This window comes from Janthinobacterium sp. 1L-D-8-B-C4, from assembly GCF_057291295.1.
In genome coordinates this window covers 1-25,107 of sequence record NZ_JBXAVX010000019.1, presented here as the reverse complement: position 1 = coordinate 25,107, position 25,107 = coordinate 1, and the positions used below count along the sequence as shown (strand labels likewise).

Below are 25,107 nucleotides of genomic sequence, written 5' to 3'. Positions count from 1 at the left end.
CGACACCACCACTTACAATTTGATGAAGTGCTCGCGGTAGTACTTCAACTCTTCGATCGATTCGAGGATATCGGCCAGCGCCGTGTGCTTCTGGTGCTTCTTGAAGCCGGTGGCGATCTCGGGCTTCCAGCGCTTGCACAGCTCTTTCAGGGTCGACACGTCGACGTTGCGATAGTGGAAGAACGCTTCGAGCTTCGGCATGCCGCGCACCATGAAGCGGCGGTCCTGGCCGATGGTGTTGCCGCACATCGGCGACTTACCGGCTGGCACGTATTTTTTCAGAAAAGCGATCAGTTCGGCTTCCGCCTGCGCTTCCGTCACGGTCGACGCCTTGACCTTGTCGATCAGGCCCGAGCGGCCGTGGGTGCCCTTGTTCCAGGCATCCATCTTGTTCAGCGTTTCATCGGACTGGTGGATCACGAACACGGGGCCTTCGGCCAGCAGGTTCAGGTGCATGTCGGTGACGACCACGGCCACTTCGATGATGCGGTCGGTGTCGGGCTCCAGGCCGGTCATTTCCATGTCGACCCAGACCAGGTTCATCTCGTTGGGACGGGGCAGGACGGCGGGTGCGGCTAAATCGGTGGCTTGTGACATAATTCTCTCTTGGCCTAATCAACTGAATAATCAGCCATTTTCTCACAGGCACAGAATGTATTCACTCGCGTTTTCGATTTTGTTTGTTTCCATCCTTGTTCTGACCCTGCTCGTGCGCTTCTGGCTCGCTTCGCGCCAGATCCGCCACGTGCTGGCCAACCGCGCGCGGGTGCCGCCCGAATTTGCCGAAAAAATCGCCCTCACCGCGCATCAGAAGGCGGCCGACTATACGGTGGCCAGGACCAAGTTCGGCCTGTTGACCCTGCTGGTCGAATCGGCCGTGCTGGTCGGCTTTACCCTGCTCGGTGGCCTGCAATGGCTGGCGCTGCACCTGCAGGAGCTGACGGGGCCGGGCATGGTCTACCAGATCGGCCTGATCGTCGCCTTCGTCGCGATCTCGGGCCTGATCGACCTGCCATTCGACTACTACCGCCAGTTCGTGCTGGAACAGCGCTTCGGCTTCAATACCATGCGCCGCAGCCTGTTTTTTATCGACATGCTCAAGGGCATGGCCTTGGGCGCGGTGATCGGCCTGCCGCTGCTGTGGGTGGTGCTGGCACTGATGGCCAAGTCCGGCGCACTGTGGTGGTTCTACGCCTGGTGCGTGTGGAGCGGCTTTCAACTGCTGATGATGGTGCTGTATCCCACCGTGATCGCGCCGCTGTTCAACAAATTCACGCCGCTGGCCGACGAATCGCTGAAAAGCCGCATCGAAGGCCTGATGCAGCGCGTCGGTTTCGCCTCGAAAGGCTTGTTCGTGATGGATGGCTCCAAGCGCAGCGCGCATGGCAATGCCTATTTTTCCGGCTTTGGGGCCAACAAGCGCATCGTGTTTTTCGACACCCTGCTGTCGCGCCTGGCGCCGCATGAAATTGAAGCAGTGCTGGCGCATGAACTGGGCCACTTCAAGCTCAAGCATATCGTCAAGCGCATCGGCATGATGTTTGCCATTTCGCTGGGCTTCCTGGCACTGCTGGGCTACCTGAAAACCCAGCCGTGGTTTTATGCCGGCCTGGGCATCGATCCGATGGCGCTGGCGCTGACGGGCCAGCCGACAGACGCCATCGCGCTGCTGCTGTTCATGCTGGTGCTGCCGGTATTTACTTTCCTGCTGGGGCCTTTGAGTTCGCTCAGCTCGCGCAAACATGAATTCGAGGCCGACGCCTTTGCCGCCCAACACACGCAGGCCGACGACCTGGTCTCGGCGCTGGTGAAAATGTATGAAGACAATGCCTCGACCCTGACACCGGACCCGCTGCACTCGGCCTTTTACGACTCGCACCCGCCAGCGAGCGTCCGCATCCGCCACCTGAAAGGGGCAATCGCATGAACCTGCCAACTACCTTCGAAGAACTGACCCTGAAAACCTGCGCACCGCTGCAGCACGCCTTGAGCGAGGCCGGGATTGCCGCCCTGCTGCCGCTGCTGCCCGAATGGGCGCTGGAACACGGCAAGCTGTGCCGCAGCTATGATTTCAAGAACTATTACCAGACCATGGCGTTCGTCAACGCCCTGGCCTGGATGACACACACGCAAGACCATCATCCGGAGCTCATCATCACTTACAAAACCTGCGCCGTGCGCTACGACACGCACTCGGTCAACCAGGGCGCCGGCGGCCTGTCGGAAAACGACTTCGTCTGCGCCGCCAAGGCCGATTCCATTTACGCCGGCCGACAGGTGGAAAAATGAGCGATGCCAAGCTAACTGGCATCATCATTGCCGCCCATGGCCGCCACTACCTGGCCGATGTCGATGGCGCCAAGCTGCAATGCGTCACGCGCGGCAAGAAGACCAATGTGGCGGTCGGCGATATCGTGCACCTGACGCGCACCTCGAACGACCAGGCCGTGATCGACCGCATCGAAGACCGGCACACCTTGCTGTACCGCTCGGACCAGTACAAGTCCAAATTGCTGGCCGCCAACCTGACGCAATTGTTCATCGTGGTGGCCACCGAACCGGGCTTTGCCGACGACCTGATTTCGCGCTCGCTGGTGGCGGCCGACGCGGCCGGCATCGAGGCGCGCATCATCCTCAATAAAACCGATGTCACCGCTTCACTGGACAGGGCCCGCGAACGCCTGCTGCCGTATTCGTCGATGGGCTACCCGGTCGATGAAGTGTCGGCGCGGGCCAACCCCGAACATGCGGTGGCTACCTTGGCGCCGCTGCTGGCCGGCCAGTCGTCGATTTTGATCGGCCAGTCGGGCATGGGCAAGTCGTCCCTGATCAACCTGCTGGTGCCGGACGCCGATATCGCCGTGCGCGAAATCTCGGCCGCACTCGACACCGGCAAGCACACCACCACCTTTACCCGCTTGTATCAGTTGCCCGAACTGGGTGAAAACAGTTCCATCATCGATTCGCCCGGCTTCCAGGAATTCGGCCTGTATCATTTGTCGGAAGGCATGCTGGAACGCGCCTTCCGTGAATTCCAGCCCTACCTGGGCGGCTGCAAGTTCTACAACTGCCGCCACCTGATCGAGCCGCAATGCGCGATCCTGCAGGCCGTGGCCGAGGGCAAGATCGCCAGGATGCGCCATACCCTGTACGGCCAGCTGCTGCACGAGTCGGCGCAGACGCTGTATTGAACAGCATCCCATAGTCAAATTTAATCAAAAAAGCGACCCGTGAAGCGAAATTAAATTTCGCTGACAAGGTCGCTTTCCGGATTTACTTCCAAACCATCCATTCCTCATTTTCAGCATTTCATCCCGCAAAAGCTGCATTTCATCGCTGGCGCCTCACCGGCCCGCACCACCTTTGCTATCTTGCCATCAGTCGCTGCAAACACTGCCAGTGACTACCCCCCTCCCAGGTTTTCCAGCAACCCATCCTGATCAAAGGTGAATGTCATGCATCAATCACGTTACGCCCTGCTTGCCGCCGCCCTGTTGAGTTTTGCCGCCGCCGGCGCCATGGCCCAGACCACCGCCACGCCCGCCGTCACCGACAGCGTGCGCGTTACAACCGCCACGCCATACCACGTTACTGCAGAGGAAGCGGCGACGCTCGACCGGCCGTACCGGCTGTCGAACGGCCAAGTGTTTTTCGTGCGCCAGCAGGACCATCAGTTTTTCGGCCAGCTGGCGCAACGCGCCAACGGTCCGGCGCGGCATGAAGTCGAACTGCAACCCAGCGGACCGGGCAAGTTCGTTACCCGGAAGGGCGCCAGTCTGGCCTTCAGCAACAGCGGCGAACAGCTGGTGATCGATGACGCGCAGGCCTTGCCGGGCCTGCGCGTCATCGACGACATGCGCACCGCCAGCAGCACCGACGGCGCCACCCATATCCGCCTGGTTTCGCGCTGACCAAGGCCGCGCCCAGCAGGCCTGGCGCGGCGCCCCTGACGAACATTTCCCCGCCAATGCAGCTTACAATGCAAGACGCACAGCCGGCCTGACGACAGGCTGGTGCGGCTTTTTGCGGAGAGACAAGCTGTATGGACATGTTCGCGCTCGACCAGGACATCACGCAGTGGGAAAACGCCTTGCCGGCCCTGCACGGCGCGGCGCGCCTGCCGGTATTGCTGCCGCTGTGCTGGCACTTGCGCCAGCGCGACGGCGCGCGAGCGCTGCACCTGGCGGAAGAAGCGCAACGATGGCTGCCCCAGGCGGAATTGAGTCCGGCTGCGCAGCAACTGGCCCTGGCCCGGCTGCAATTGGTGCGGGCCGAAGTGCAATGGCTGCGCGGCGCGCTCGATGAAGCCGAAACCCTGGCCCAGGCCGCACACGCGGTGCTGTGCGCGCATGGCGACGGCGCCGCCTGCTCTGACGCGCACTGGCTGCTGGCGTCGATTGCGGTCGACCGCGGCGACCATCTGCGCTGTACCGCGCAACTGCGCCTGGCGCGACAGCAAGCGAGCAGCGCCGGTGACGCCACCCGCGCCAGCCTGGCCGATGCAGCGACCGCGCGCTGGGCCGTGCTGCGCGACGCGCCGGCCGCGCAAGCGCTGTGGGGATCACGCTTCGGCGCAGATGACCAACAACTGCCGGTGCCACTGGCGGCCTGGGTCCACGATTTTCGCGGCGTGCTGGCCTATGCTTCGCACGACCTGGGCACGGCCGTGGGCCATTACATGCAGGCCTATGAAGCGGCACTGGCCAGTGGCCAGCTGCGCCCGGCGATCACGGCCGCCATCAATATCGGCGACTGTTTCGGCAACCTGAACGATCATCAATCGGCGCTCGAATGGATGCAGTGCGCGCTGGACCTGGCACGCCCGACCTTGTGGCCGCGCAGCATCGGCGCCTGCCAGACGCATACGGCCGAAACCATGCGCAAGCTGGGCCGCCTCGACGCAGCCGGCGCACTGCTGCGTGAAGCGCTGCAGGTACTGGCCCCCGTGTCGGGCGCGCGCAGCTATGCCAACGCACTGTTCTACCTGGGTGAACTGAGCCTGGATACGGGCGACTACGACATGGCGCTTGACGCCTTCAGCCGCCTGGCGCAGCGCGCCGAAGCGCTGGACCAGGCCGATTTTCGCTGCATGGCCCAGCGCGGCAGCGCACACGCCCTGTCCTACCTGGACCGCCCCGACGATGCGCTGCTGGCGGCCGAACGCGCGCTGGAGCTGGCCGGCGCACACGGCGACGCCGTCAACCAGGTGGCGACGCTGCGCGTGCTGGCCATGCTGCATGCGCGCCACGAGCTGCCGGCGCCGCCCGCCATGCTCGAACGTAATCCGGCACTGCATTATCTGCACCGCGCGCTGCAGGTCGCCTCAAGCATCGGCGGCTATTCGCCGCCAGGCGAACTGCTCGACGCGCTGGCGCGCGAATATGCGCATGCGGGCGATTATGCGCGCGCCTACGATATCGCCCTCGAAGCGGGCGCTGCGCGCGAGCGCAGCCATACCCAGCAGGCCACCAACCGGGCGATCGCCATGCAGGTACGCCATCAGAGCGAGCATGCGCGCTCCGAGGGCGACCACCACCGCGAGCTGGCCGCTTCCGAAGCGCGGCGCGCCGAAGTGCTGCAGCAGACCAGCGACACGCTCGAACGCCTGTCGGCGATCGGCCAGGAAATCACCACCCACCTGGACGCCGGCGCCGTATTCCAGGTACTGGACCGCCATGTGCACGCCCTGCTGCCCGTCAATACCTTCGCCGTCTACATGCTCGACGCGGCCGGCACGGCGCTGCGCCGCGCGCACGGCATGGAGGCCGGCCTGCCGCTGCCCGACAACGCCATTGCTCTGTCGAATCCGCGCGCCTATTCGGTGCGCTGCCTGCAAAGCCGCAGCGAAGTGTATATCGCGCAAGTACCCTCAGGGCGCCACGCCTACACCGTGCCCGGCACCTTGCATAACCAGAGCGTGCTGTACGTGCCTTTGACGGTGGGCGAGCGCATCCTCGGCGTGATGACGGTGCAAGCCTGCCATGCCGACGCCTATGGCGAGCGCGAACGGCTGATCTTTCGCACCCTGTGCGCGTATGGCGCCATCGCGCTCGACAACGCCAATGCCTACCACCAGTTGCAAGATGCGCAGGCGCAGCTGGTGTCGCAGGAAAAACTGGCGGCCCTGGGCGCGCTGATGGCGGGCGTGGCGCATGAACTGAACACGCCGATCGGCAACAGCCTGCTGATCGCCAGCACCATGCAGCAAAAAACCGATGACGTGGCGCGCCTGATGAACGGCCCGGGCCTGCGCCGCTCGGACCTGGCGGCGTATATCGACGATGCCGGCAAGGCGGCCGCGCTGGTGATGCGCGGCCTGCACAGCGCGGCCGACCTGGTCAACAGCTTCAAGCAGGTGGCCGTCGACCGCACCACCGAGCAGCGCCGCACGTTCGACCTGCTGCAGCTCAGCCATGAAATCATCGCCACCGTGATGAACCGCATCCGCGCATCAAGCCACCGCATCGAGACCGCGATCGCACCCGGCATCGGCATGGATAGCTACCCGGGGCCGCTGGGCCAGGTGATCACCAACCTGATCAACAACGCCCTGGTGCATGCGTTCGGCGACGCCGGACGGCAGGCCGGCGGCGGCCTGATGCGCTTGCAGGCCAGCGCCAGCGACACGCGGGTGATCATCGTGTTCGAGGACAACGGCGGCGGCATCGCCGAACAGCATCTGTCGCGCATTTTCGATCCTTTCTTTACCACCAGGCTGGGTCAGGGCGGCAGCGGGCTGGGCTTGTCGATCAGTTACAACATCGTCACCGCCTTGTTGGGCGGCACGATCCAGGTCGCCAGCAGCAGCGCCGGCAGCCGCTTTACGCTCGACCTGCCGCTGGTGGCGCCGCAATTCGATGGCGCCATGCCGCCGGCCATCTATTGAAGGCCCGTGTTGCACGGACCGGCCAGCGTGGCGCGGCCGGTCTTTCCAATCTAAAAGCAAAACCCTTATAATTGAACGGCTGACGTACCTGCCATTGCATTTTTTTCAACTTGGCAAACCGCACACAGCAGCGCGCCGGGCAGCACCGCCATCCGTACAGTGTCATCGACACGGAGGCAGGCCGGCGGGAAAGGCACGCCGCCGGCGGCCTGCGCATCTTCTAGTGGTCATTTATGTCGACAAAAAAACCGATCAAGCACTACCTCCAGTTCTCCGATTTCACATTGGAAGAGTACGACTATGTGATCGAACGCGCCCACCTGATCAAACGCAAGTTCAAGAACTACGAGATTTACCATCCCCTGATCGACCGCACCCTGGTGATGGTGTTTGAAAAGAACTCCACCCGCACCCGCCTCTCGTTCGAGGCCGGCATGCACCAGCTAGGCGGCGCCGCCATCTACCTCAACACGCGCGACTCGCAACTGGGCCGCGGCGAACCGGTCGAAGACGCCGGCCAGGTGATGAGCCGCATGTGCGACATCATCATGGTGCGCACCTTCGGCCAGGAAATCATCGAGCGTTTCGCCGCCAATTCGCGCGTGCCGGTGATCAATGGCCTGACCAATGAACACCACCCTTGCCAGGTATTTGCCGATATCTTCACCTATATCGAACACCGCGGCTCGATCGCCGGCAAGGTCGTCGCCTGGATCGGCGACGCCAACAACATGCTGTATTCGTGGCTGCAGGCGGCCGAAGTGTTCGGCTTCCACGTCAATGTGTCGACCCCAAAAGGCTATGACATCGACCTGGCGCAAGTCAAGACGGAACGCTACACGTTCTTTGACAACCCGTCAGACGCCTGCGAAGGCGCGCACCTGGTCAACACCGATGTCTGGACCAGCATGGGCTACGAAGCGGAAAACGCGGCCCGCATTGCCGCTTTCGACGGCTGGATCGTCGACGGCGCAAAAATGGCCCGCGCCGCGCCCGACGCGCTGTTCATGCACTGCCTGCCCGCGCACCGCGGCGAGGAAGTGGCCGCCGAAGTGATCGACGGCCCGCAATCGGTGGTATGGGACGAGGCCGAAAACCGCCTGCACGTGCAAAAGGCGCTGATCGAATATCTGTTGCTGGGCAAAATTGCATAAAACAGCAATAACAAACAAAACAAACACCTCAACGACAACTGGAAGCATTATGAGCGACATTAAAAAAGTGGTCCTGGCCTATTCCGGCGGACTCGACACCTCCGTCATCCTGAAATGGCTGCAAGATAACTACCAGTGCGAAATCGTCACCTTCACGGCCGACCTGGGCCAGGGCGAAGAGCTGGAACCGGCACGCGCCAAGGCCATCAAGTTCGGCATCAAGCCGGAAAACATCCATATCGAAGACGTGCGCGAAGAATTCGTGCGCGATTTCGTCTTCCCAATGTTCCGCGCCAATACCGTCTACGAAGGCGAATACCTGCTGGGCACGTCCATCGCCCGCCCCTTGATCGCCAAGCGCCTGATCGAAATCGCCAACGCCACCGGCGCCGACGCCATCTCGCACGGCGCCACCGGCAAGGGCAACGACCAGGTGCGTTTCGAACTGGGCGCCTACGCGCTCAAACCAGGCGTGAAAATCATCGCCCCTTGGCGTGAATGGGACCTGCTGTCACGCGAAAAACTGCTGAAATACGCGGAAGACGCTGGCATCGACATCGACATGAAGCACAAGAACGGCGGCGCGCCGTACTCGATGGACGCCAACTTGCTGCATATCAGCTTTGAAGGCCGCCACCTGGAAAACCCGAGCGCCGAAGCCGAAGAAACCATGTGGCGCTGGACCGTCAGCCCGGAAAACGCCCCGGACGAAGCGGAATACCTGGACATCGAATACGAACAAGGCGATATCGTCGCCATCAACGGCGTGCGCATGTCGCCGGCCACCGTGCTGGCCGAACTGAACAAGGTTGGCGGCAAGCATGGCGTGGGACGCCTGGACCTGGTGGAAAACCGCTACGTCGGCATGAAGTCGCGCGGCTGCTATGAAACCCCGGGCGGCACCATCATGCTCAAAGCCCACCGCGCCATCGAATCGATCACGCTGGACCGCGAAGTGGCCCACCTGAAAGACGACCTGATGCCGCGCTACGCGTCGATGATCTACAACGGCTACTGGTGGGCGCCCGAGCGCGTCGCGCTGCAGACCCTGATCGACCATACGCAGCAGACCGTCAACGGCTGGGTACGCATCAAGCTGTACAAGGGCAATGTGATCGTCGTGTCGCGCGATTCGAAAACCGATTCGCTGTTCGACATGAACATCGCCACCTTCGACGAAGACGGCGGCGCCTACAACCAGGCCGACGCCGGCGGCTTCATCAAGCTGAACGCGCTGCGCATGCGCATCGCGGCGATTGCGCGCGAAAAACGCGGCCAAAAATAAGCGCAAGCTTGTGGTGCAAAAACCGCCTTCGGGCGGTTTTTTTGTATCTGGAACGCACTCGGCAGTCAATTCCAGGCCGATTGCCGCCACGCCGGCCTGCCAGAACGCCCCATTATTTGCGCCCGCGTGGCAAAATGCTGAACTGCAATGAAGTACCAGCAAGCTGACCTTATCGAACCGGAGCCCCCATGTTCAAAGACCTGAGCATCAAGAACAAACTGTACCTGGGCTTCGGCTCCATCGTGGCGATCATTTTGATCCTGCTGGCAGTCGCTTACAACAGTTTTTCACGCCTGTCCGAAGCGAACCAGTGGGACCGCCACACGATGGAAGTGCTCAGCGAGATCAGCAAGATCCACAATTCCATCCTGCAGATCCAGGTCGAAGCGCGCGGCTACATTCTGACCGGCAATGAAGCGTCGCTGAACCCGGAAACCGACGAGATGGCGGTGCTGACCCAGCATACGCAAAAAACGCTCGCCATGACGATCGACAACAAGGCGCAGGCGGAGCGTTTTCGCAAGATTGACCAGTTGACCACCACTTGGGTCAAGGACTGGATCAACCCGCAGATCGAAAAGCGCCGCGCGCTGGGCAATGCGCCGGGCGCCACCGAAACCGTGGCGCGCAGCATGGTGGCCGGCGGCTATCCGGCCATCGTGCAGGCCAACAAGCTGCTCGACGAGGCCGCCGCCGAAGAAACGCGCCTGCTGGCCGAACGCACGGCCACCTCGGCCAGGCTGCAGGAAACCATGATGCTGACCCTGGCGCTGGGCGGCCTGCTGTGCATCGGGCTGGCGCTGGGCATCTCCTACCTGCTGGGCCGCGCCATCCTGGGGCCGCTGAACAACCTGACCGACGCGGTCGGGCGCATCGCCGGCGGCGAGCAGAGCGCGCGCGCCGTGATACTGTCGCGCGACGAGCTGGGCCAGGTAACGGCAGAATTCAACCGCATGGCGCAAACCATCCAGGACAACCAGGCCAATGAACTGGCGGCCACCAATAGTTTGCGCGCCAAGGTCGACTCCTTGCTGGAAGTGGTGTCGAAAGCGGCCTCGGGCGACCTGACGGGCAAGGTCAGCATCACCGGCAGCGACGCCATCGGCCAGCTCGGCAATGGCCTGGCGAAGATGTTCGAAAACCTGCGCAGCCTGCTCAACAATGTGCAAAAGGCCGGCATCCAGGTGACCACCTCGGCCACCGAGATCGCCGCCTCGGCGCGCCAGCAGGAAGCGACCGGCATCGAGCAGGCGCAAACCAGCGTGGAAATCCTCAGCACCACCAAGGAAATCTCGGCCAATACCAGCGAGCTGCTGAAAACCATGGAAGAGGCCACGGCCGTGGCCGACTACACCACCAATGCCACCGCCGAAGCACAGAACAACCTGAAACGCATGGATTCGACCATGCAGCACATGGTCTCGGCCACCGATTCCATCAACGCCAAGCTGGCCGCCCTGTCGGAAAAAGCCAGCAATATCAACAGCGTGCTGATCACCATCACCAAGGTGGCCGACCAGACCAATATCCTGTCGCTGAACGCCGCCATCGAAGCCGAAAAAGCCGGCGAAGCGGGCCGCGGCTTCTCGGTGGTGGCCACCGAGATCCGCCGCCTGGCCGACCAGACGTCGGTATCGACCTGGGATATCGAGCAGATGCTCAAGGAAATGCAGTCGGCCGTGTCGGCCAGCGTAATGGGCATGGACAAGTTTTCCGAAGAAATACGCCGCAGCGTGGGCGAAGTGCGCCAGGTCACCGACCAGCTCTCTGGCGTGATGGACCAGGTGCAGAAACTGGCGCCGCAGTTCGACGCCGTGCTGCAGGGCATGCAGTCGCAGGCGATCGGCGCGTCGCAGATTTCCGACACCATGATGCAGTTGAACGACGCCACCCAGCAGACGGTCGAATCGCTGAAAGCCACCAGCGAAGCGGTGCACCAGCTGCAGTATGCGGCCGGCGACCTGCAGTCGAGCGTGTCGAACTTCGCGGTCGCCGTCTAAGCCATGAAAGTGCTGGTCTTTCACATCGGCGATGACCGCTACGGCCTGCGCCTGGCGGCCATCGTGCGCGTGCTGCCGCTGCTCGAACTCAAGCAGCTGCCGCTCACGCCCGACTACGTGGCCGGGCTGATGGACCTGCATGGCGAGCCGGTGCCGGTGATCGACCTGTCGCGCCTGGCCGGGTTCGCGCCTGCGGCGCTGCAATTCGACACCCGCATCGTGGTGGTCGACTACCGCGCACCCCATGGTGGCAAGCATGCGCTGGGGCTGATGGCCTCGCGCGTGCGCGGCATCGCCGATGTCAATCAGGATCAGCTGGGCGACAGTGGCGTGGCCAGCGCGCCCTTCCTGGGCCAGGTGGCCAGCGATGCCGATGGCATGCTGCAGCTGATCGAACTCGATCACCTGTTGCCGGCCGCAGTGCGTGCGCTGCTGTTCCAGCAAGGCGGCGCGGCATGACGCCGGCGCAAGCGCTGCTGCGCCGCGCCACCGGCCTGTCCGTCTCGAAATCGATGGCGGAGCGGGCCGTGCGCCAGCGCATGGACCGCACTGGCCAGGACGACAGCGAAGCTTACCTGGACAGTATCACGCCAGAGGAAATGACCCAGCTGGTGGAACTGGTGGTGGTGCCCGAATCATGGCTGTTTCGCGACCCGCAGGCGTTTTACGCCACCGTCGACCTGGTGCGGGAGCGCTGGTCGCGCCGCAGGATCACGCGCATCGCCTCGATTCCGTGCGCCGGCGGCGAAGAGCCGTATTCGATGGCGATGGCGCTGCGCGACGCCAATCTGCCGAAACAGGCCTTCAGCATCGACGCCTATGACCTGAGCCCGGCCTGCATCGAGCGCGCGCAAGCGGGCGTATATGGCCGCAACGCCTTTCGCGCCCAGGACGTGGCCTTTCACGAGCGCTATTTCACGCATGTGGCCGACGACGCCTACCGTCTGATCGACGCGCTGCGCACGCAAGTGACGTTCAGGCAGGGCAACCTGCTGCAGTTCGATACCGATTCGCTGGGCAAGCACTACGACGTGATCTTTTGCCGCAACCTGCTGATTTATTTCGACAAGCCCACCACGCGCGCGGCGATTGCCAAACTGTCGGCGCTGCTGGCCGACGACGGCATGCTGCTGGCGGGCTATGCCGAGGTGCCCTCGTTCTGCCAGAACGGCTTTGCGCCGCTGCAGTACCGCCAGGCGTTTGCGCTGAAAAAAGACGATGGCAAGCCGCCCGCCGTCGCGCGGGCACCGGCGCCGCCGCCGGTGCTCAAAAAAGCCGTGCCGCGCCGCGTGCCGACGGCGGCGCCCGCGCCAGCCGCCGTGCCTGCACGTCCACGCCCGGCGCCCGCCGCCGCGCCGGCCGCCGATCTGCTGGCCGAGGCGCGCAGCCTGGCCGACCGCGGCCTGCTGCGCGAAGCCGGTGACAAGTGCCATGCGCACCTGGCGCGCGCGCCCGAGGCGGCCGAAGCGTATTATCTGCTGGGGCTGATCAATGAGCTGGCCGGCAAGATGGACCTGGCCGACGACTACTGGCGCCGCTGCATCTATCTGCAGCCAGACCACTACGAAGCGCTGTGCCACCTGGCGCTGCTGGCCGAGCGCAATGGCAACCAGACGGCCGCCACCACGCTCAAGTCGCGCGCGGCGCGCATCTACCAGCGCCGCCAGGCCAGCGCGGGCAACTAACATGCGGAGTACACGACCATGAACCGCCCTGCCCTGACCAGTCTTCCCCTGACCGGGCTGCGCGACGCCATCAGCGACTGCTGGAACCAGATCGGCGTGGTCGGCGACCAGAGCTGCGACAAGCTGCCCGCCAATATCCATTGCCGCAACTGCGAGGTGTATGCCGATGCCGCACAGCGCAACCTGCAGCGCGCCGTCGACGGGCAATACCGCCAGGACTGGGCCAGCCATTTCCGCGCGCGCCAGGCCGAGGGCGACGCCCGGGACAATTCGGTGCTGGTGTTTCGCATCGGCCGCGAATGGCTGGCGCTGCCCACCCGCGTCTTCGACTCCGTCGCGCCGCAGGCCACGCCGCACGTGCTGCCGCACCGCAGCGGACGCGGCTTGCTCGGCATCGTCAATATCGGCGGCAAGCTGTATCCCTGCATGTCGCTGGCCAGCCTGCTGGGCATCGATGAACAGGGCGCGCCGGCGGCCAAGGGGCGCCACACGTTTGCGCGCCTGCTGCTGATGCGCTGGGAAGAGCAGTCGTTTGCGCTGCCGGTGGCCGACCTGCACGGCATCGTGCGCTACGCGGGCAGCGCGCTGCAAACGCCGGCCGCCACCCTCAACAAGGGACTGTCGCGCTTTCTTTCTGGCGTGATCACCGAAAACGACATGCGCATCGGCTGCCTCGATACGGCGCTGATCGGCTTTCAACTTGCGAGACTATTACGATGAGCCAGGACCAGCACGGCGACCTGAGCGCCTTTTCCATGCTGGACCTGTTCCGCATGGAGGCCGACAGCCAGACCCAGATCCTCACCGACGGCTTGCTGACCATGGAGCGCCACGCGGGCGACGCCGCCGCCATCGAGCCGATGATGCGCGCGGCGCACTCGATCAAGGGCGCCGCCGCCATCGTCGGCCTGCAAGTGGTGGTGCAACTGGCGCACGGCATGGAAGACAGCTTTATCGCCGCCCAGCATGGCAGCCTGAAGCTGACGCCGGAACGGGTCGACGTGCTGCTGTCGGGCGTCGACCTGATCGTGCAGCTGTCGCGGCTGGATGACGCCGGCGCCGAAGCCTGGCTGGCCGCCAACGCGGCGCAGATCGAGCAGACCCTGAAGGCGATTGCCGGCATCGCCGAGCTGCCGGAACTGCCGGCCCTGCCGCCGCTGCCATCCACGCCATCGAGGATACCGGCGCCAGCGGCGCCTGCCCTATCCGGGCTGCCCGACGATATCCAGGCCGCGCTGGCCGGCGAGATGGCCGCGCTGCTCGGTTCCCCGCCGCCTTCGCCGCCTGAAGCTGCGGCAGCGCCGGCGATCGCGCCACGTACCGGCAGCCCGGCACCGGCCAAGGCACCGGCGCAGAACTTCGACCGCCTGCTGTCGCTGGCCAGCGAATCGCGCATCAACGCGCACCAGATGCATCCGTTTATCGGCGCGCTGCAGCGCTTCAAGCGCAACCAGAGCAGCCTGGTGTCCGCCATCGAGCAGTTGCACGAGGCGATAGCGCGCTCGGGCGATGCCGGCCTGATGGAAAAGTCCTTGCTGGCGCTGCAAAAAACCCAGCCGCTCAAGCAATTCGTGCTCGAGCATATCGCCGACATCGAAAACTACGAGCGGCGCCTGCTGGCTGTCTCGCAAGGCATGGTCGACGAAGTGCTGGCGCTGCGCATGCGCCCATTCCGCGACGGCATCCAGGCTTTTCCGCGCATGGTGCGCGATCTGGCGCGCGGCTTGGGCAAGGAAGTGCAGCTCGAGATCGACGGCGAAGACACGCTGGTCGACCGCGACATCCTGGCGAAGATCGAAAGTCCGCTGAACCACATGCTGAGGAACGCCATCGACCATGGCATGGAAGGCCCGTACGAACGCATCGATGCGGGCAAGCCGGCGCTGGGCACCATCCGCATGGAAGCGCGCCACCGCGCCGGCATGCTCAGCATCGAGATCAGCGACGACGGGCGTGGCGTCGACCTGGAGAAAATCCGCCAGTCGGTGATCACCCGCAAGATGGCCAGCCCGGCCATGGCGGCGGCGCTGTCGGCTGGCGAACTGCTGGAATTTTTGTTCCTGCCCGCCTTCAGCCTGAAGGAAAAAGCCAGTGAATTGTCCGGGCGCGGCGTGGGTCTCGATATCGTGCATGAAACCATCCGCCAGCAAAACGGCACGGTGCGCCTGGAATCGGAACCGGGGCGCGGCTTTCGCGCCCTGATCACCCTGCCGTTGACGCAGTCGATCGTGCGCGCACTGGTGATCGAAATCCAGGGCCAGGCCTACGCGATTCCCATCGTCAAGGTCGAAAGCGTGGTGCGGGTGCCGCAAACGGCCATCCATACGCTGGAAAACAAGCAGTTTTTCGAACTCAAGGGCGAACATCTGGGGCTGGTCTCGGCGGCCCAGGTACTTGAACTGGGCGAGGCCGATACCAGCGGCGACGACCTGCCGGTGGTGGTCGTCGGGCGCGGCAAGCAGAGCTATGCGCTGGTGGTGGGCGCGATCCGCGGCGAGCAAAGCCTGGCGGTGCAGGCAATCGACCCGATCTTCGGCAAGATGCGCGACATTTCCGCCGCCGCGCTGTTGGATGATGGCGAGCCGGTGCTGATCCTCGACGTGCCCGACCTGCTGCTGTCGATCGACAAGCTGCTGCACGAAGGCGGCCTGCACCAGCTGGCGCAGGGCGGCGCCACCCAGCAGCGCCGCGCCAAGCGCATTCTGGTAGTCGACGACTCGCTGACGGTGCGCGAAATGGAACGCAAGCTGCTGCTCGGGCGCGGCTTTGCGGTCGATGTGGCGATCGACGGCATCGACGGCTGGAACATGGTGCGCAGCGGCGAATACGACCTGGTGATCACTGACGTCGACATGCCGCGCATGGACGGCATCGAACTGGTCTCGCTGGTCAAGAAGGACCTGCACCTGCATAAACTGCCGGTGATGATCGTCTCGTACAAGGACCGCCCGGAGGACCGCGCGCGCGGCCTGTCCGCCGGCGCCGATTATTACCTGACCAAGGGCAGCTTCCACGACGAGACCCTGCTCGACGCCGTGGCCGACCTGATAGGAGACGCCCGCTTATGAGAACGACTACATGAAAATTGCCATCGTCAACGATGTGGCGATGGCGGCCGAGGCGCTGCGGCGCGTGGTCGCCAGCACGCAGGAGCACCAGGTGCTGTGGATCGCCCGCACCGGGCTCGAAGCCGTGCGCATGTGCCTGGACCAGCGCCCCGACCTGGTCCTGATGGACCTGAACATGCCGGAAATGGATGGCGTGGAAGCGACGCGCCAGATCATGGAGCAAAGCCCGTGCGCGATCCTGGTAGTGACCGGCCGGCCGCAGGACAATGTCAACCATGTGTTCCGCGCGCTGGGCGCCGGCGCGCTCGACGTCACCGCCACGCCTGTGCTGCAGGGCAAGGCCGGCGGCGATAGCGAATTGCTGGCCAAGATCAAGACCATCGGCAAGCTGATACGCCACAGCAGCGACACCGCGCCGCCGCCACGCCAGCAACAGGGCGGCGAGCGCGGCGATGGGCAGGTGCAGACCCTGGTGGCGATCGGCGCCTCCACCGGCGGCCCGTCGGCGGTGGCGAAGGTATTGTCGGACTGGGTCCCGCCGCCCGGCTGCGCCATCGTGGTGGTGCAGCATATCGATGAAACATTTGCCTCGCATTTTGCCAAATGGCTCGACGACCAGCTGGCCATGCCGGTGCGCGTGATCGGCGACGGCGACGAACTGGTGGCCGGCACGGTGCTGGTGGCCAGGACCAATGATCACCTGTTGCTGGATCAAAATTATCGTTTGCGTTACGATGCAGCACCTCGCGACTATGTGTACCGGCCTTCGGTCGATGTGTTTTTTCACTGCGTGGCGCAGCACTGGCGTGGCGAGGCGGTCGGCATCTTGCTGACCGGCATGGGCCGCGATGGCGGCGACGGCCTGCTGGCCATGCGCCGCGCCGGCAAGACGACGATCGCCCAGGACCAGGCCAGCAGTGCGGTCTACGGCATGCCGCGCGCGGCGGCAGAACTCGACGCGGCGCAGCAGATCCTGCCGCTCGACAAGATAGGCGCAAGCTTGCGCAATCGAGTGGGTAGCCGGCTCAATAATGGCTGACTACCCTTCCCCAACCTCTGAAAAGACCGCAATGCCCGAATTTTCCACCCGCTTCCTGCCTCCCGATACCGCGCTGACCGAATTCAAGGTCAGCGTCCTGCTGGTGGACGATCAACTGATCATCGCGGAAGCGGTCCGGCGCATGATGAGCGACCAGCAGGATATCGAGTTTCATTACGTTACCGATGCCGCACTGGCGGTGGCAACGGCCGTGCGCATGCAGCCGACGGTGATTCTGCAAGATTTGGTGCTGCCGGGCACCGATGGCTTTGCGCTGATCAAGCAGTACCGCGAGCACGAGGCGCTGGCGCACGTGCCGGTGATCGTGCTGTCGGCCAGGGATGACCCGAAACTGAAGGCCTACAGCTTTGCGGTGGGCGCCAACGACTATGTCGTCAAACTGCCCGACAAGCTCGAATTGCTGGCGCGCATACGCTACCACTCGAACGCCCATATCAGCCGGCTGCAGCGCGACCAGGCGTTCCGTTTCCTGCGCGAAAGCCAGAAAAACCTGGCCGAAGCCAATATAGAACTGCAAAAACTGGCGGCCCTGGACGGCTTGACGGGCATTGCCAACCGCCGCCGCTTCGATGAAACCATGCAGATCGAATGGCAGCGCGGCCAGCGCGACAAAGAGCCGCTGAGCCTGCTTTTCTGCGATATCGACCTGTTCAAGTCCTATAACGACCAGTTCGGCCACCTGGCGGGCGACCTGTGCCTGAAGAAAGTGGCCGCCGTGCTGACCGAGCACCTGAAGCGCCCGGCCGACCTGGCCGCCCGCTACGGTGGCGAGGAATTTGCACTGGTCTTGCCCGACACCGATATCGACGGCGCCATGCTGATCGCCGAAGCGTGCCGGCGCCACCTGGAAAGCCTGCAGATCGAGCACCCGGTCGCCGCGCTGGGCATCGTCACGGTCTCGATCGGTGTGGCCAGCGTGGTGCCGTCGCCACAGTCGACCGTCGAGCAACTGATCAACCGTGCCGACCAGGCCTTGTACGCCGTCAAGCGCAACGGACGCAACAACGTGCTGAAGGCCGAGGACACGACTACCTGATTTTTAACCGCAAGAAAGGAAAGCATAAGTATGAGCAACAGCGCACAACTGGACAATGTCAGCGTCGTCAAGAAATCAAATATCTATTTTGATGGCAAGTGCATTTCGCACAATGTTATTTTTCCTGATGGCACGAAAAAAAGCGTGGGCGTGATTTTCGCGTCATCGCTGCGCTTCAACACGGGCGCACCGGAAATCATGGAAATTGTGGGCGGCCTGTGCAAGGTGCGCCTGGCCGATGCCACCGAATGGACCAGCCATGGCGCGGGCCAGCAGTTCAGCATCCCGGGCAACAGCCATTTCGACATTGAAACTTTAGAGACCGTCGATTACGTCTGCCATTTCGGTTAATTCAAACGAATACCGGCTCCGGTGACAGCAGCACCCCATACTTCGCCTCGACATCCTTCTGGATCGCCTCGGCCAAACCGGTAATGTCCGCGCCACGAGCGCCGCCATTATTGACCAGGACCAGCGCCTGCCTGGGATACACTCCCGCGGGCCCCAGGTTTTTCCCCTTCCAGCCGCACTGATCGATCAGCCAGCCCGCCGCCAGCTTTTCGGTGCCGTCCGGCTGCGCATGGTGCACCAGCGCAGGATAGCGCTCCAGCAACTGTGCGCAATGCGCTTGTGACACCACCGGATTCTTGAAAAAACTGCCGGCATTGCCAATCACGGCCGGGTCCGGCAGCTTGCGCCGGCGTATCGCGATCACCGTGTCGGCCACCTGCTGCGCAGTTGGGTTTGCCAGTTGCTGTTCAGCCACCGCCTGCGCCAATTCGGCATAGCGCAAATTCGGCTGCCACTGCGCCGGCAAGGCGAACGTCACTTCCAGCACGATCAGCTCGGCGCCGTCGGCATGCTTGAAGATGCTGTCGCGGTAACCGAAACGGCAGGCCTCGCGGTCCATGTCGAAGACGATGCCGCTGCTGGCGTGCATCACGCTCACGCTATGCAGATAATCCTTGATTTCCACACCATAGGCGCCGATATTCTGGATCGGCGCCGCGCCCACCGTGCCCGGGATCAGCGACAGGTTTTCCAGCCCGCCGACGCCCTGCGCCAGGGTCCACTGCACGAAGGCGTGCCAGTTTTCGCCTGCCGCCGCGGTGACTAGAATGGTGTCGAACGATGCTTGCGCCAGGCGCATGCCGGTGGTCGCCATGTGCAGCACGGCGCCGGGAAAGTCGCCGGTCAGGACAATATTGCTGCCGCCGCCCAGCATCAGGCGTGGCATGGCGGCCAGCGCCGGATCTTGCAGCGCCGCTTGCAGTTGAACGGTGGAAGTGATGCGCACATAGGCGCAAGCCTGGGCCGTAATGCCGAAGGTATTGAGCGCTTGCAGCGGATAATTGTGTTCGATGGTGAGCTCTGGAGACATGGGATACCGTTTATTTTGCTCGATTATAGAGTGAATGCGACAAAAAACCAGCGCAAGACAAGGGCAGGCAGGCCGTTGTCCGTTAAAATGTCGCATCTTTAACAGGGCCGCGCCGCTTGCAACAGTGGCCAGCCGGCGCGCCAGGCGCGCACCGCTCCAAACACGAAAGGACTGACCATGCCGTCATTTGATGTAGTTTCCGAAGCCGATATGATCGAAGTGAAAAACGCGGTCGAACAAGCCAACAAGGAAATTTCGACCCGTTTCGACTTCAAGGGCAGCGACGCGCGCGTCGAACACAAGGAAAATGAACTGACCGCGTTTGCGGATTCCGACTTCCAGCTCAGCCAGGTACGCGATGTGCTGACCAACAAACTGACCAAGCGCAAGGTTGATGTCCGCTTCCTCGACGAGGGCGACATCAAGAAGATCGGCGGCGACAAGGTCAAGCAGATCATCAAGATCAAGAATGGCATCGAAACGGATGATGCGAAAAAGATCGTGCGCGTCATCAAGGACAGCAAGATGAAAGTGCAGGCGAGCATCCAGGGCGAAGCCGTGCGCGTCACGGGCGCCAAGCGCGATGATCTGCAAGCGGCGATGGCCATGCTGCGCAAGGACGTGCCGGACATGCCGCTGGAATTTAACAATTTCCGCGACTGATCCTTGTCTCGTAACAGTGGGGTGTCGCACCAAGACCCTTGCCCGCTTGCGGTAAAATTGGGCTTGCGCACAGTAATAACGACGGTAGTCTAAGGATAGCAATGAAACGTGTTGATGATTTCCGCCTGCGATTTGGCAAAAAAGAGTATGTGCCCATCATGATCGGCGGCATGGGCGTGGATATTTCCACGTCGGAGCTGGCGCTGGAAGCGGCCCGGCTCGGTGGTATCGGCCATATCTCCGATGCCATGGTGGAAGATGTGTCGGACCGCCGTTTCGACACCACCTTCGTCAAGGACAAGACGAAACTCTACAAATTCAATATCAATAACAGCGACAAGGCCGTGGTGCAGTTCGACCTGGGCCGCCTGGCCGACGCGCAGCGCCGCCACATCGGCGCCACCATGGACGCGAAAAAAGGCGATGGCCTGATTTTCGTCAACTGCATGGAAAAGCTGACCATGAACGGCCCGCGCGAAACCTTGCGCGTGCGCCTGAACGCGGCACTGGACGCCGGCATCGACGGCATTACCCTGTCGGCCGGCCTGCACTTCGGCTCGTTCGCGCTGATGGCCGACCATCCGCGTTTCCGCGATGCCAAGCTGGGCATCATCGTGTCGTCGGTACGCGCCTTGCAAATTTTCCTGCGCAAGAACGCCAAGCTGAACCGCCTGCCCGACTTCGTCATCGTCGAAGGCCCGCTCGCTGGCGGGCACCTGGGTTTCGGCATGGACTGGGCCAATTACGACCTGCACACGATCACCGCCGAATTGCTGGCCTACCTGAAAGCGGAGCAGCTCGACATTCCGCTGATCGCCGCTGGCGGCATTTTCACGGGCAGCGACGCCGTGTCGTTCCTGGAAGCGGGCGCGGCTGGCGTGCAAGTGGCCACCCGCTTTACCGTCACCAGCGAATGCGGCCTGCCGGACAAGGTCAAGCAGGAATACTACAAGGCGTCGGAAGAAGACATCATCGTCAATGGCGTCTCGCCGACCGGCTACCCGATGCGCATGCTGAAAAACACGCCGGCCATCGGCGCCGGCATCCGTCCCGGCTGCGAATCGTATGGCTACCTGCTCGATGCGACCGGCAACTGCGCGTATATCAACTCGTACAACCGCGAAGTGGCGGCCCACCCCGAGCTGAAAGTCGTGTCGGTGATGGACAAGACCTGTTTGTGCACGCACATGCGCAACTTCAACTGCTGGACCTGCGGCCATTACACCTACCGCCTGAAGGACACCACGCACAAACTCGACAATGGCGAATACCAGATCCTGTCGGCCGAACACGTCTTCAAGGACTACCAGTTCAGCGTCGACAACCAGATCGCCCTGCCGGAAAAAGAAACCGTAGCCTGACCAGGCTCGGCTTCAAAATAGTGGCGCAGCCTGCGAAGGCTGCGCCATTTTTTTATGCCGCCAGCAAAGCTGCCAGCACCTGCTCCAGCTGCCCGAAACGGGGCCTCTGCAGAGGCCGTTCCTGCAAGCAAGCACTCGCCAACGCCTGCAGCGCCGGCAAGGGCGTCGCGCAGCGGTCCAGCAATTCCGCCAGCAGCACGCCAAACGCACGCACCTCGATGCCTTGCAGTACAGCGGCGATGGTCGCGTCGGGCGCAAACAGCGAGGCTGCGCCAAAGTCGCCCAGCAGACAGCGGCCATCCGGATGGTGCAGAATATTGTGCGCGTACAAGTCGCCGTGCACGATGCCGCGCGCATGCAATTGGCGCGCCGCCGACGCGATGCCATGCGCGATCGCCAGCAGCTGCCGCTCACTGAAGCGCACATCGCCGTCATAGATGTCGCGCGTGCAGGACGCCAGGCTGGGTGGACCTGCCAGGTTGATATAGTCCGGATCGATCAGCGGCATCACCAGGCCGAGTGATCCTTGCGGGTGAGCGCTTACCGTTCCGAGGATCGGGATCATGTTGGCATGATCACCTGCGCTGACGCAGGCGGCCATCTCGCTGCGCGGCAAGCCATCGCTGGTCATGGCACCCTTGAAGACCTTGACGGCGACCGGCTGGCCGTCAAGCGTGGCCTGCGAAATCACGCCCGAGGCGCCCTCGCCCAGCTGTCGTCCCAGTTGCAAACGCTTCCAATCGATATGCTCCATGCCGGCCGCGTCCAGGGCGGTCGCTTCACGAGCTTCATTGAACGGGTTGCCGGCACAAGCCAGCCAGCTCAGGCGCGGCAAGTCCTGCAGCCAGGCGGGCAGCGACGGCAGGCGGTTGGCGGAAATACGCAGCAATTCCAGCCGCGTGCAACGCGCCAGCGAGGCCGGCAAGGTGCTCAAGCGGTTACCGGCGAGCATCAGCTTTTGCAGGAACACACAGTCCCCAATCTCGTCGGGCATTACTTCGATGGCGTTATCGGTCAAGGTCAGCCAGCGCAGCTTGGGTGGCAGGGCTTGCGCCGGCACGCTGCGGATCTGATTGGCCTTGAAGCCGATCATGCTCAGCTCAGGACATGAACCGAGCCCCACCGGCAAAGACGTGAACCGGTTATCGGAGCAGAAGACTATCCGCAATTTGTGCAGGCGTGGCAGGTCGTCGGGCAAGGATGTCAGGTCATTGCCCGACAAGTCGAGGATTTCCAGCGTATCGGCCAGGTCATAAATTTCGGGTGGAAAGGCCGTCAGGCCGCAGGACAAGCTCAAACGCTGCGCGCCGGCCAACTGGCCGGCGCGCAACTGTTCCAAAGTAGTGGACAAGGCGTGCTTTCAAATCGATAAAATCAAAGTGTAGCAGGCGAGCGTTTTCCACTCAGAATTTTTTGTGCCATATCGGCCAGCAAGGCCAGCAACAGCGCACCGATGGCCGTGGCCAGCAACAGATGATAATTGCCGCCGCTATGCGAAAACATCCAGGAATAACCATAACCGGCGAGCGCCTGGAACAGCGCAAACACGGTAGTGGCACGGCTCCAGGCAGCATGTTGCGCGCTTGCATCATGTTGCAGCAGTTGGTGCAAGCGCCCCAGGGTAATTGGTACGATGCCAGGCGGGAAGGTTCCCACCACAAAGGTCGCCAGCATCAGCACGGCATGCTGGTGCGACATCATCATCACGCACAACGCCACCGCTTGCAGCAACAATGCCATGCGGCTGGTCATGGCCGGGCCGATACGGTCTGCCAGCGCGCCATACAGCATGGGCCCGGCAATCGCTCCCAGACCATAGATGATCCAGAAAACAGCGGCCTCATGCGCTCCCCAGCCGAGGCCACGGGCCACGTAATCGACCAGGAATACCATCATCGGCACCAGCGCCACGGCCATCAGCGCATATTGCACGAACAGGGTATTGAGGGCCAGCGCCGTGCCAGGTTGGGCTCCGGCGCCATGTTTGGCGGGAGCAGGCGCTCCCGTCGGCGGCGTGGCCGGCCAAAAGGTCCAACTGATGATTGCCAGCAACAGCGACAAGCTGCCCAATCCCAGCCACGCGGCGCGCAGGCCCAGCTGCATCAGCAGCGGCACCAGGGTACCCGAGGCGGCAACACCAAAGCCGACGCCGACAAAAATCGCCCCGCCTGCCAGCCCCCTGCGTTGCACCGGTACCTGCGGCAGCACGGTCGACGCGACCAGCACCATGATGCTGCCGCCGGCCAGGCCCGACAAGAAGCGCCAGATAAAGAACCAACTGACCGACAAAGGAAACGCACAGGCAAAGAATGCCAGCGAAGCGAGCAGCATCATGCCGCGCAGGATGACATGCGCGCTGAAGCGCCGCGCCATCGGCCGGCCCAGCAAGGCGCCAGCCAGATAGCCGAGCAGATTGGCAGCGCCCAGATAGATCACGTCGTCCACGGAAAACCAGCGCGCCTCAATCAGCGAAGGGATCAAGGGCGTGTAGGCAAAGCGGGCCAGGCCGATACCGACCAGGCTGGCGCACAGGCCGGCGGCAATTGCGCGCAAGCTGGCGCCGGTATTGTCTTGTTCATTGATGGGTGATATTACACTCATGAAAGTCTTTCTTCAGTGATCATGTTTGACAGCTTAGTCAAACTTGACAGCAGTGTCAAGAATACCCATAATCGTCGTATGGCCGGTAAAAAACAATTCAACGAAGAACAGACCCTCGATCGCGCAATCAGCGTTTTCTGGGAACGCGGCTATGCTGCCACCTCGATGCAGGACCTGGCGCATGCGACGGGCGTGCTGCGCGGCTCACTCTACAACGCCTATGGCGACAAGCAGGCGATCTTCCTGCGCGTGTTCGAGCGCTATCGCCGCAATTTTCTCGATGCAGCGCAGTTGCAACTTGCCGACGACGATCCCGCCACCGCCCTGCACGATTTTTTCGCCTATACCATCAATACCATGACCGAAGCGGTAGCGCCTGTCGCGCCCTCGCAGGAAGCATCCACGCGTGGCTGCCTTACGACAAAAATCGCCACCGACGAAACTGCCATGGATGAACCGGTACGTGCCGCCTTGCGCGGCATGCTCGATGAACTGGAAGAGATTTTGTTAGTGCGCTTGGCTATGGCAGATGCGCGCGCGCGATTGAACCTGCCGCCCGCCGACGCAGCTCGCCTGGCTGCCACCCTGACGCGCGGCATTGTGGTGATGGAGCGCATCTACCATGCGCCAGCCGCACTGCTGGCGACAGCCGATTCGCTGGTTACGGTGTTGTTTCACCCGAACCCTTGAACAGCCGGGGTCAGACCCCACACCGTCAGCTTCACACCCGGCGTTGGCCTGGCAGGGGTCTGACCCCAGCCTTCGCTTGGGGTTATCTATAACAACTCTACAGACGAAAAAAAACCCCATCAATTTCTTGATGGGGTTTTCTTCTACTACGAATAACAAGCCTGACGATAACCTACTTTCACACTGGTTGCAGCACTATCATCGGCGCAAAGTTGTTTCACGGTCCTGTTCGGGATG

The 25,107-nt window shown here is 62.8% G+C and carries 22 protein-coding genes; 18 read left to right on the top strand and 4 right to left on the bottom strand.

Annotation, left to right across the window (positions count from 1 at the left end; genetic code table 11):
• Nucleotides 1-12: 12 nt before the first annotated feature.
• Entirely contained in the window at nt 13-597 is a 585-nt protein-coding gene (gene orn, locus AC0Z42_RS25960) for an oligoribonuclease (protein WP_193317150.1), read from the bottom strand.
• Between the two features lie 55 nt (nt 598-652).
• Here orn and AC0Z42_RS25955 point away from each other — a divergent pair, with 55 nt between their 5' ends.
• The 15 genes from AC0Z42_RS25955 to ppnP all read left to right on the top strand — a co-directional run bounded on the left by AC0Z42_RS25955 (nt 653) and on the right by ppnP (nt 18,525).
• A complete protein-coding gene (locus AC0Z42_RS25955) occupies nt 653-1,927 on the top strand; it encodes a M48 family metallopeptidase (protein ID WP_485470963.1) in 1,275 nt (424 codons plus the stop codon).
• Nucleotides 1,924-2,289 (top strand): 4a-hydroxytetrahydrobiopterin dehydratase, encoded by a 366-nt coding sequence (locus tag AC0Z42_RS25950; protein WP_485470962.1) that lies wholly within the window; start codon nt 1,924-1,926, stop codon nt 2,287-2,289. The genes AC0Z42_RS25955 and AC0Z42_RS25950 overlap by 4 nt, the downstream gene beginning before the upstream one ends.
• On the top strand, nt 2,286-3,191 hold the full coding sequence (gene rsgA, locus AC0Z42_RS25945; protein ID WP_485470961.1) for a ribosome small subunit-dependent GTPase A: 906 nt from the start codon (nt 2,286-2,288) through the stop codon (nt 3,189-3,191). Before AC0Z42_RS25950 ends, rsgA begins: the two co-directional genes overlap by 4 nt.
• A gap of 264 nt (nt 3,192-3,455) precedes the next feature.
• The gene (locus tag AC0Z42_RS25940; RefSeq protein ID WP_485470960.1) at nt 3,456-3,911 is read left to right on the top strand and encodes a hypothetical protein; all 456 of its coding nucleotides are present in this window, start codon (nt 3,456-3,458) and stop codon (nt 3,909-3,911) included.
• A gap of 131 nt (nt 3,912-4,042) precedes the next feature.
• Entirely contained in the window at nt 4,043-6,886 is a 2,844-nt protein-coding gene (locus tag AC0Z42_RS25935; RefSeq protein WP_485470959.1) for an ATP-binding protein, read from the top strand.
• A 233-nt stretch (nt 6,887-7,119) separates the two neighbouring features.
• Entirely contained in the window at nt 7,120-8,040 is a 921-nt protein-coding gene (gene argF / locus AC0Z42_RS25930; protein ID WP_485470958.1) for an ornithine carbamoyltransferase, read from the top strand.
• 49 nt (nt 8,041-8,089) lie between these two features.
• Nucleotides 8,090-9,325, top strand: a complete 1,236-nt coding sequence (locus AC0Z42_RS25925; RefSeq protein ID WP_485470957.1) for an argininosuccinate synthase — start codon at nt 8,090-8,092, stop codon at nt 9,323-9,325.
• Nucleotides 9,326-9,513: 188 nt separating this feature from the next.
• Entirely contained in the window at nt 9,514-11,325 is a 1,812-nt protein-coding gene (locus tag AC0Z42_RS25920) for a methyl-accepting chemotaxis protein (RefSeq protein WP_485470956.1), read from the top strand.
• Nucleotides 11,326-11,328: 3 nt separating this feature from the next.
• Nucleotides 11,329-11,784, top strand: coding sequence for a chemotaxis protein CheW (locus tag AC0Z42_RS25915; RefSeq protein ID WP_485470955.1), 456 nt, complete (start codon nt 11,329-11,331; stop codon nt 11,782-11,784).
• Nucleotides 11,781-13,010, top strand: a complete 1,230-nt coding sequence (locus tag AC0Z42_RS25910; RefSeq protein WP_485470954.1) for a CheR family methyltransferase — start codon at nt 11,781-11,783, stop codon at nt 13,008-13,010. Before AC0Z42_RS25915 ends, AC0Z42_RS25910 begins: the two co-directional genes overlap by 4 nt.
• Nucleotides 13,011-13,028: 18 nt before the next feature.
• Nucleotides 13,029-13,730: a chemotaxis protein CheW gene (locus AC0Z42_RS25905; RefSeq protein ID WP_485470953.1), complete on the top strand. Its 702-nt coding sequence runs from the start codon at nt 13,029-13,031 to the stop codon at nt 13,728-13,730.
• The gene (locus AC0Z42_RS25900; RefSeq protein WP_485470952.1) at nt 13,727-16,078 is read left to right on the top strand and encodes a hybrid sensor histidine kinase/response regulator; all 2,352 of its coding nucleotides are present in this window, start codon (nt 13,727-13,729) and stop codon (nt 16,076-16,078) included. The genes AC0Z42_RS25905 and AC0Z42_RS25900 overlap by 4 nt, the downstream gene beginning before the upstream one ends.
• A gap of 10 nt (nt 16,079-16,088) precedes the next feature.
• The gene (cheB, locus tag AC0Z42_RS25895) at nt 16,089-17,117 is read left to right on the top strand and encodes a chemotaxis-specific protein-glutamate methyltransferase CheB (protein WP_485470951.1); all 1,029 of its coding nucleotides are present in this window, start codon (nt 16,089-16,091) and stop codon (nt 17,115-17,117) included.
• 31 nt (nt 17,118-17,148) lie between these two features.
• Nucleotides 17,149-18,174: a GGDEF domain-containing response regulator gene (locus tag AC0Z42_RS25890; RefSeq protein ID WP_485470950.1), complete on the top strand. Its 1,026-nt coding sequence runs from the start codon at nt 17,149-17,151 to the stop codon at nt 18,172-18,174.
• A gap of 30 nt (nt 18,175-18,204) precedes the next feature.
• A complete protein-coding gene (gene ppnP / locus AC0Z42_RS25885) occupies nt 18,205-18,525 on the top strand; it encodes a pyrimidine/purine nucleoside phosphorylase (RefSeq protein WP_485470949.1) in 321 nt (106 codons plus the stop codon).
• A 1-nt stretch (nt 18,526) separates the two neighbouring features.
• On the opposite strand, the gene murB is transcribed toward ppnP, so the two are convergent.
• Nucleotides 18,527-19,555 (bottom strand): UDP-N-acetylmuramate dehydrogenase, encoded by a 1,029-nt coding sequence (gene murB, locus AC0Z42_RS25880; RefSeq protein ID WP_485470948.1) that lies wholly within the window; start codon nt 19,553-19,555, stop codon nt 18,527-18,529.
• A 177-nt stretch (nt 19,556-19,732) separates the two neighbouring features.
• Here murB and AC0Z42_RS25875 point away from each other — a divergent pair, with 177 nt between their 5' ends.
• Nucleotides 19,733-20,218, top strand: coding sequence for a YajQ family cyclic di-GMP-binding protein (locus tag AC0Z42_RS25875; RefSeq protein WP_065306321.1), 486 nt, complete (start codon nt 19,733-19,735; stop codon nt 20,216-20,218).
• A gap of 101 nt (nt 20,219-20,319) precedes the next feature.
• Nucleotides 20,320-21,579, top strand: coding sequence for a nitronate monooxygenase (locus tag AC0Z42_RS25870; protein ID WP_485470947.1), 1,260 nt, complete (start codon nt 20,320-20,322; stop codon nt 21,577-21,579).
• 52 nt (nt 21,580-21,631) lie between these two features.
• Here the strand turns inward: AC0Z42_RS25870 and AC0Z42_RS25865 are convergent, their stop codons facing one another.
• Both AC0Z42_RS25865 and AC0Z42_RS25860 read right to left on the bottom strand, forming a co-directional pair.
• Nucleotides 21,632-22,930: a leucine-rich repeat-containing protein kinase family protein gene (locus AC0Z42_RS25865; protein WP_485470946.1), complete on the bottom strand. Its 1,299-nt coding sequence runs from the start codon at nt 22,928-22,930 to the stop codon at nt 21,632-21,634.
• A 23-nt stretch (nt 22,931-22,953) separates the two neighbouring features.
• On the bottom strand, nt 22,954-24,180 hold the full coding sequence (locus AC0Z42_RS25860) for a YbfB/YjiJ family MFS transporter (protein WP_485470945.1): 1,227 nt from the start codon (nt 24,178-24,180) through the stop codon (nt 22,954-22,956).
• A 78-nt stretch (nt 24,181-24,258) separates the two neighbouring features.
• Here AC0Z42_RS25860 and AC0Z42_RS25855 point away from each other — a divergent pair, with 78 nt between their 5' ends.
• The gene (locus AC0Z42_RS25855) at nt 24,259-24,870 is read left to right on the top strand and encodes a TetR/AcrR family transcriptional regulator (protein ID WP_485470944.1); all 612 of its coding nucleotides are present in this window, start codon (nt 24,259-24,261) and stop codon (nt 24,868-24,870) included.
• The last annotated feature ends 237 nt before the right edge of the window (nt 24,871-25,107 follow it).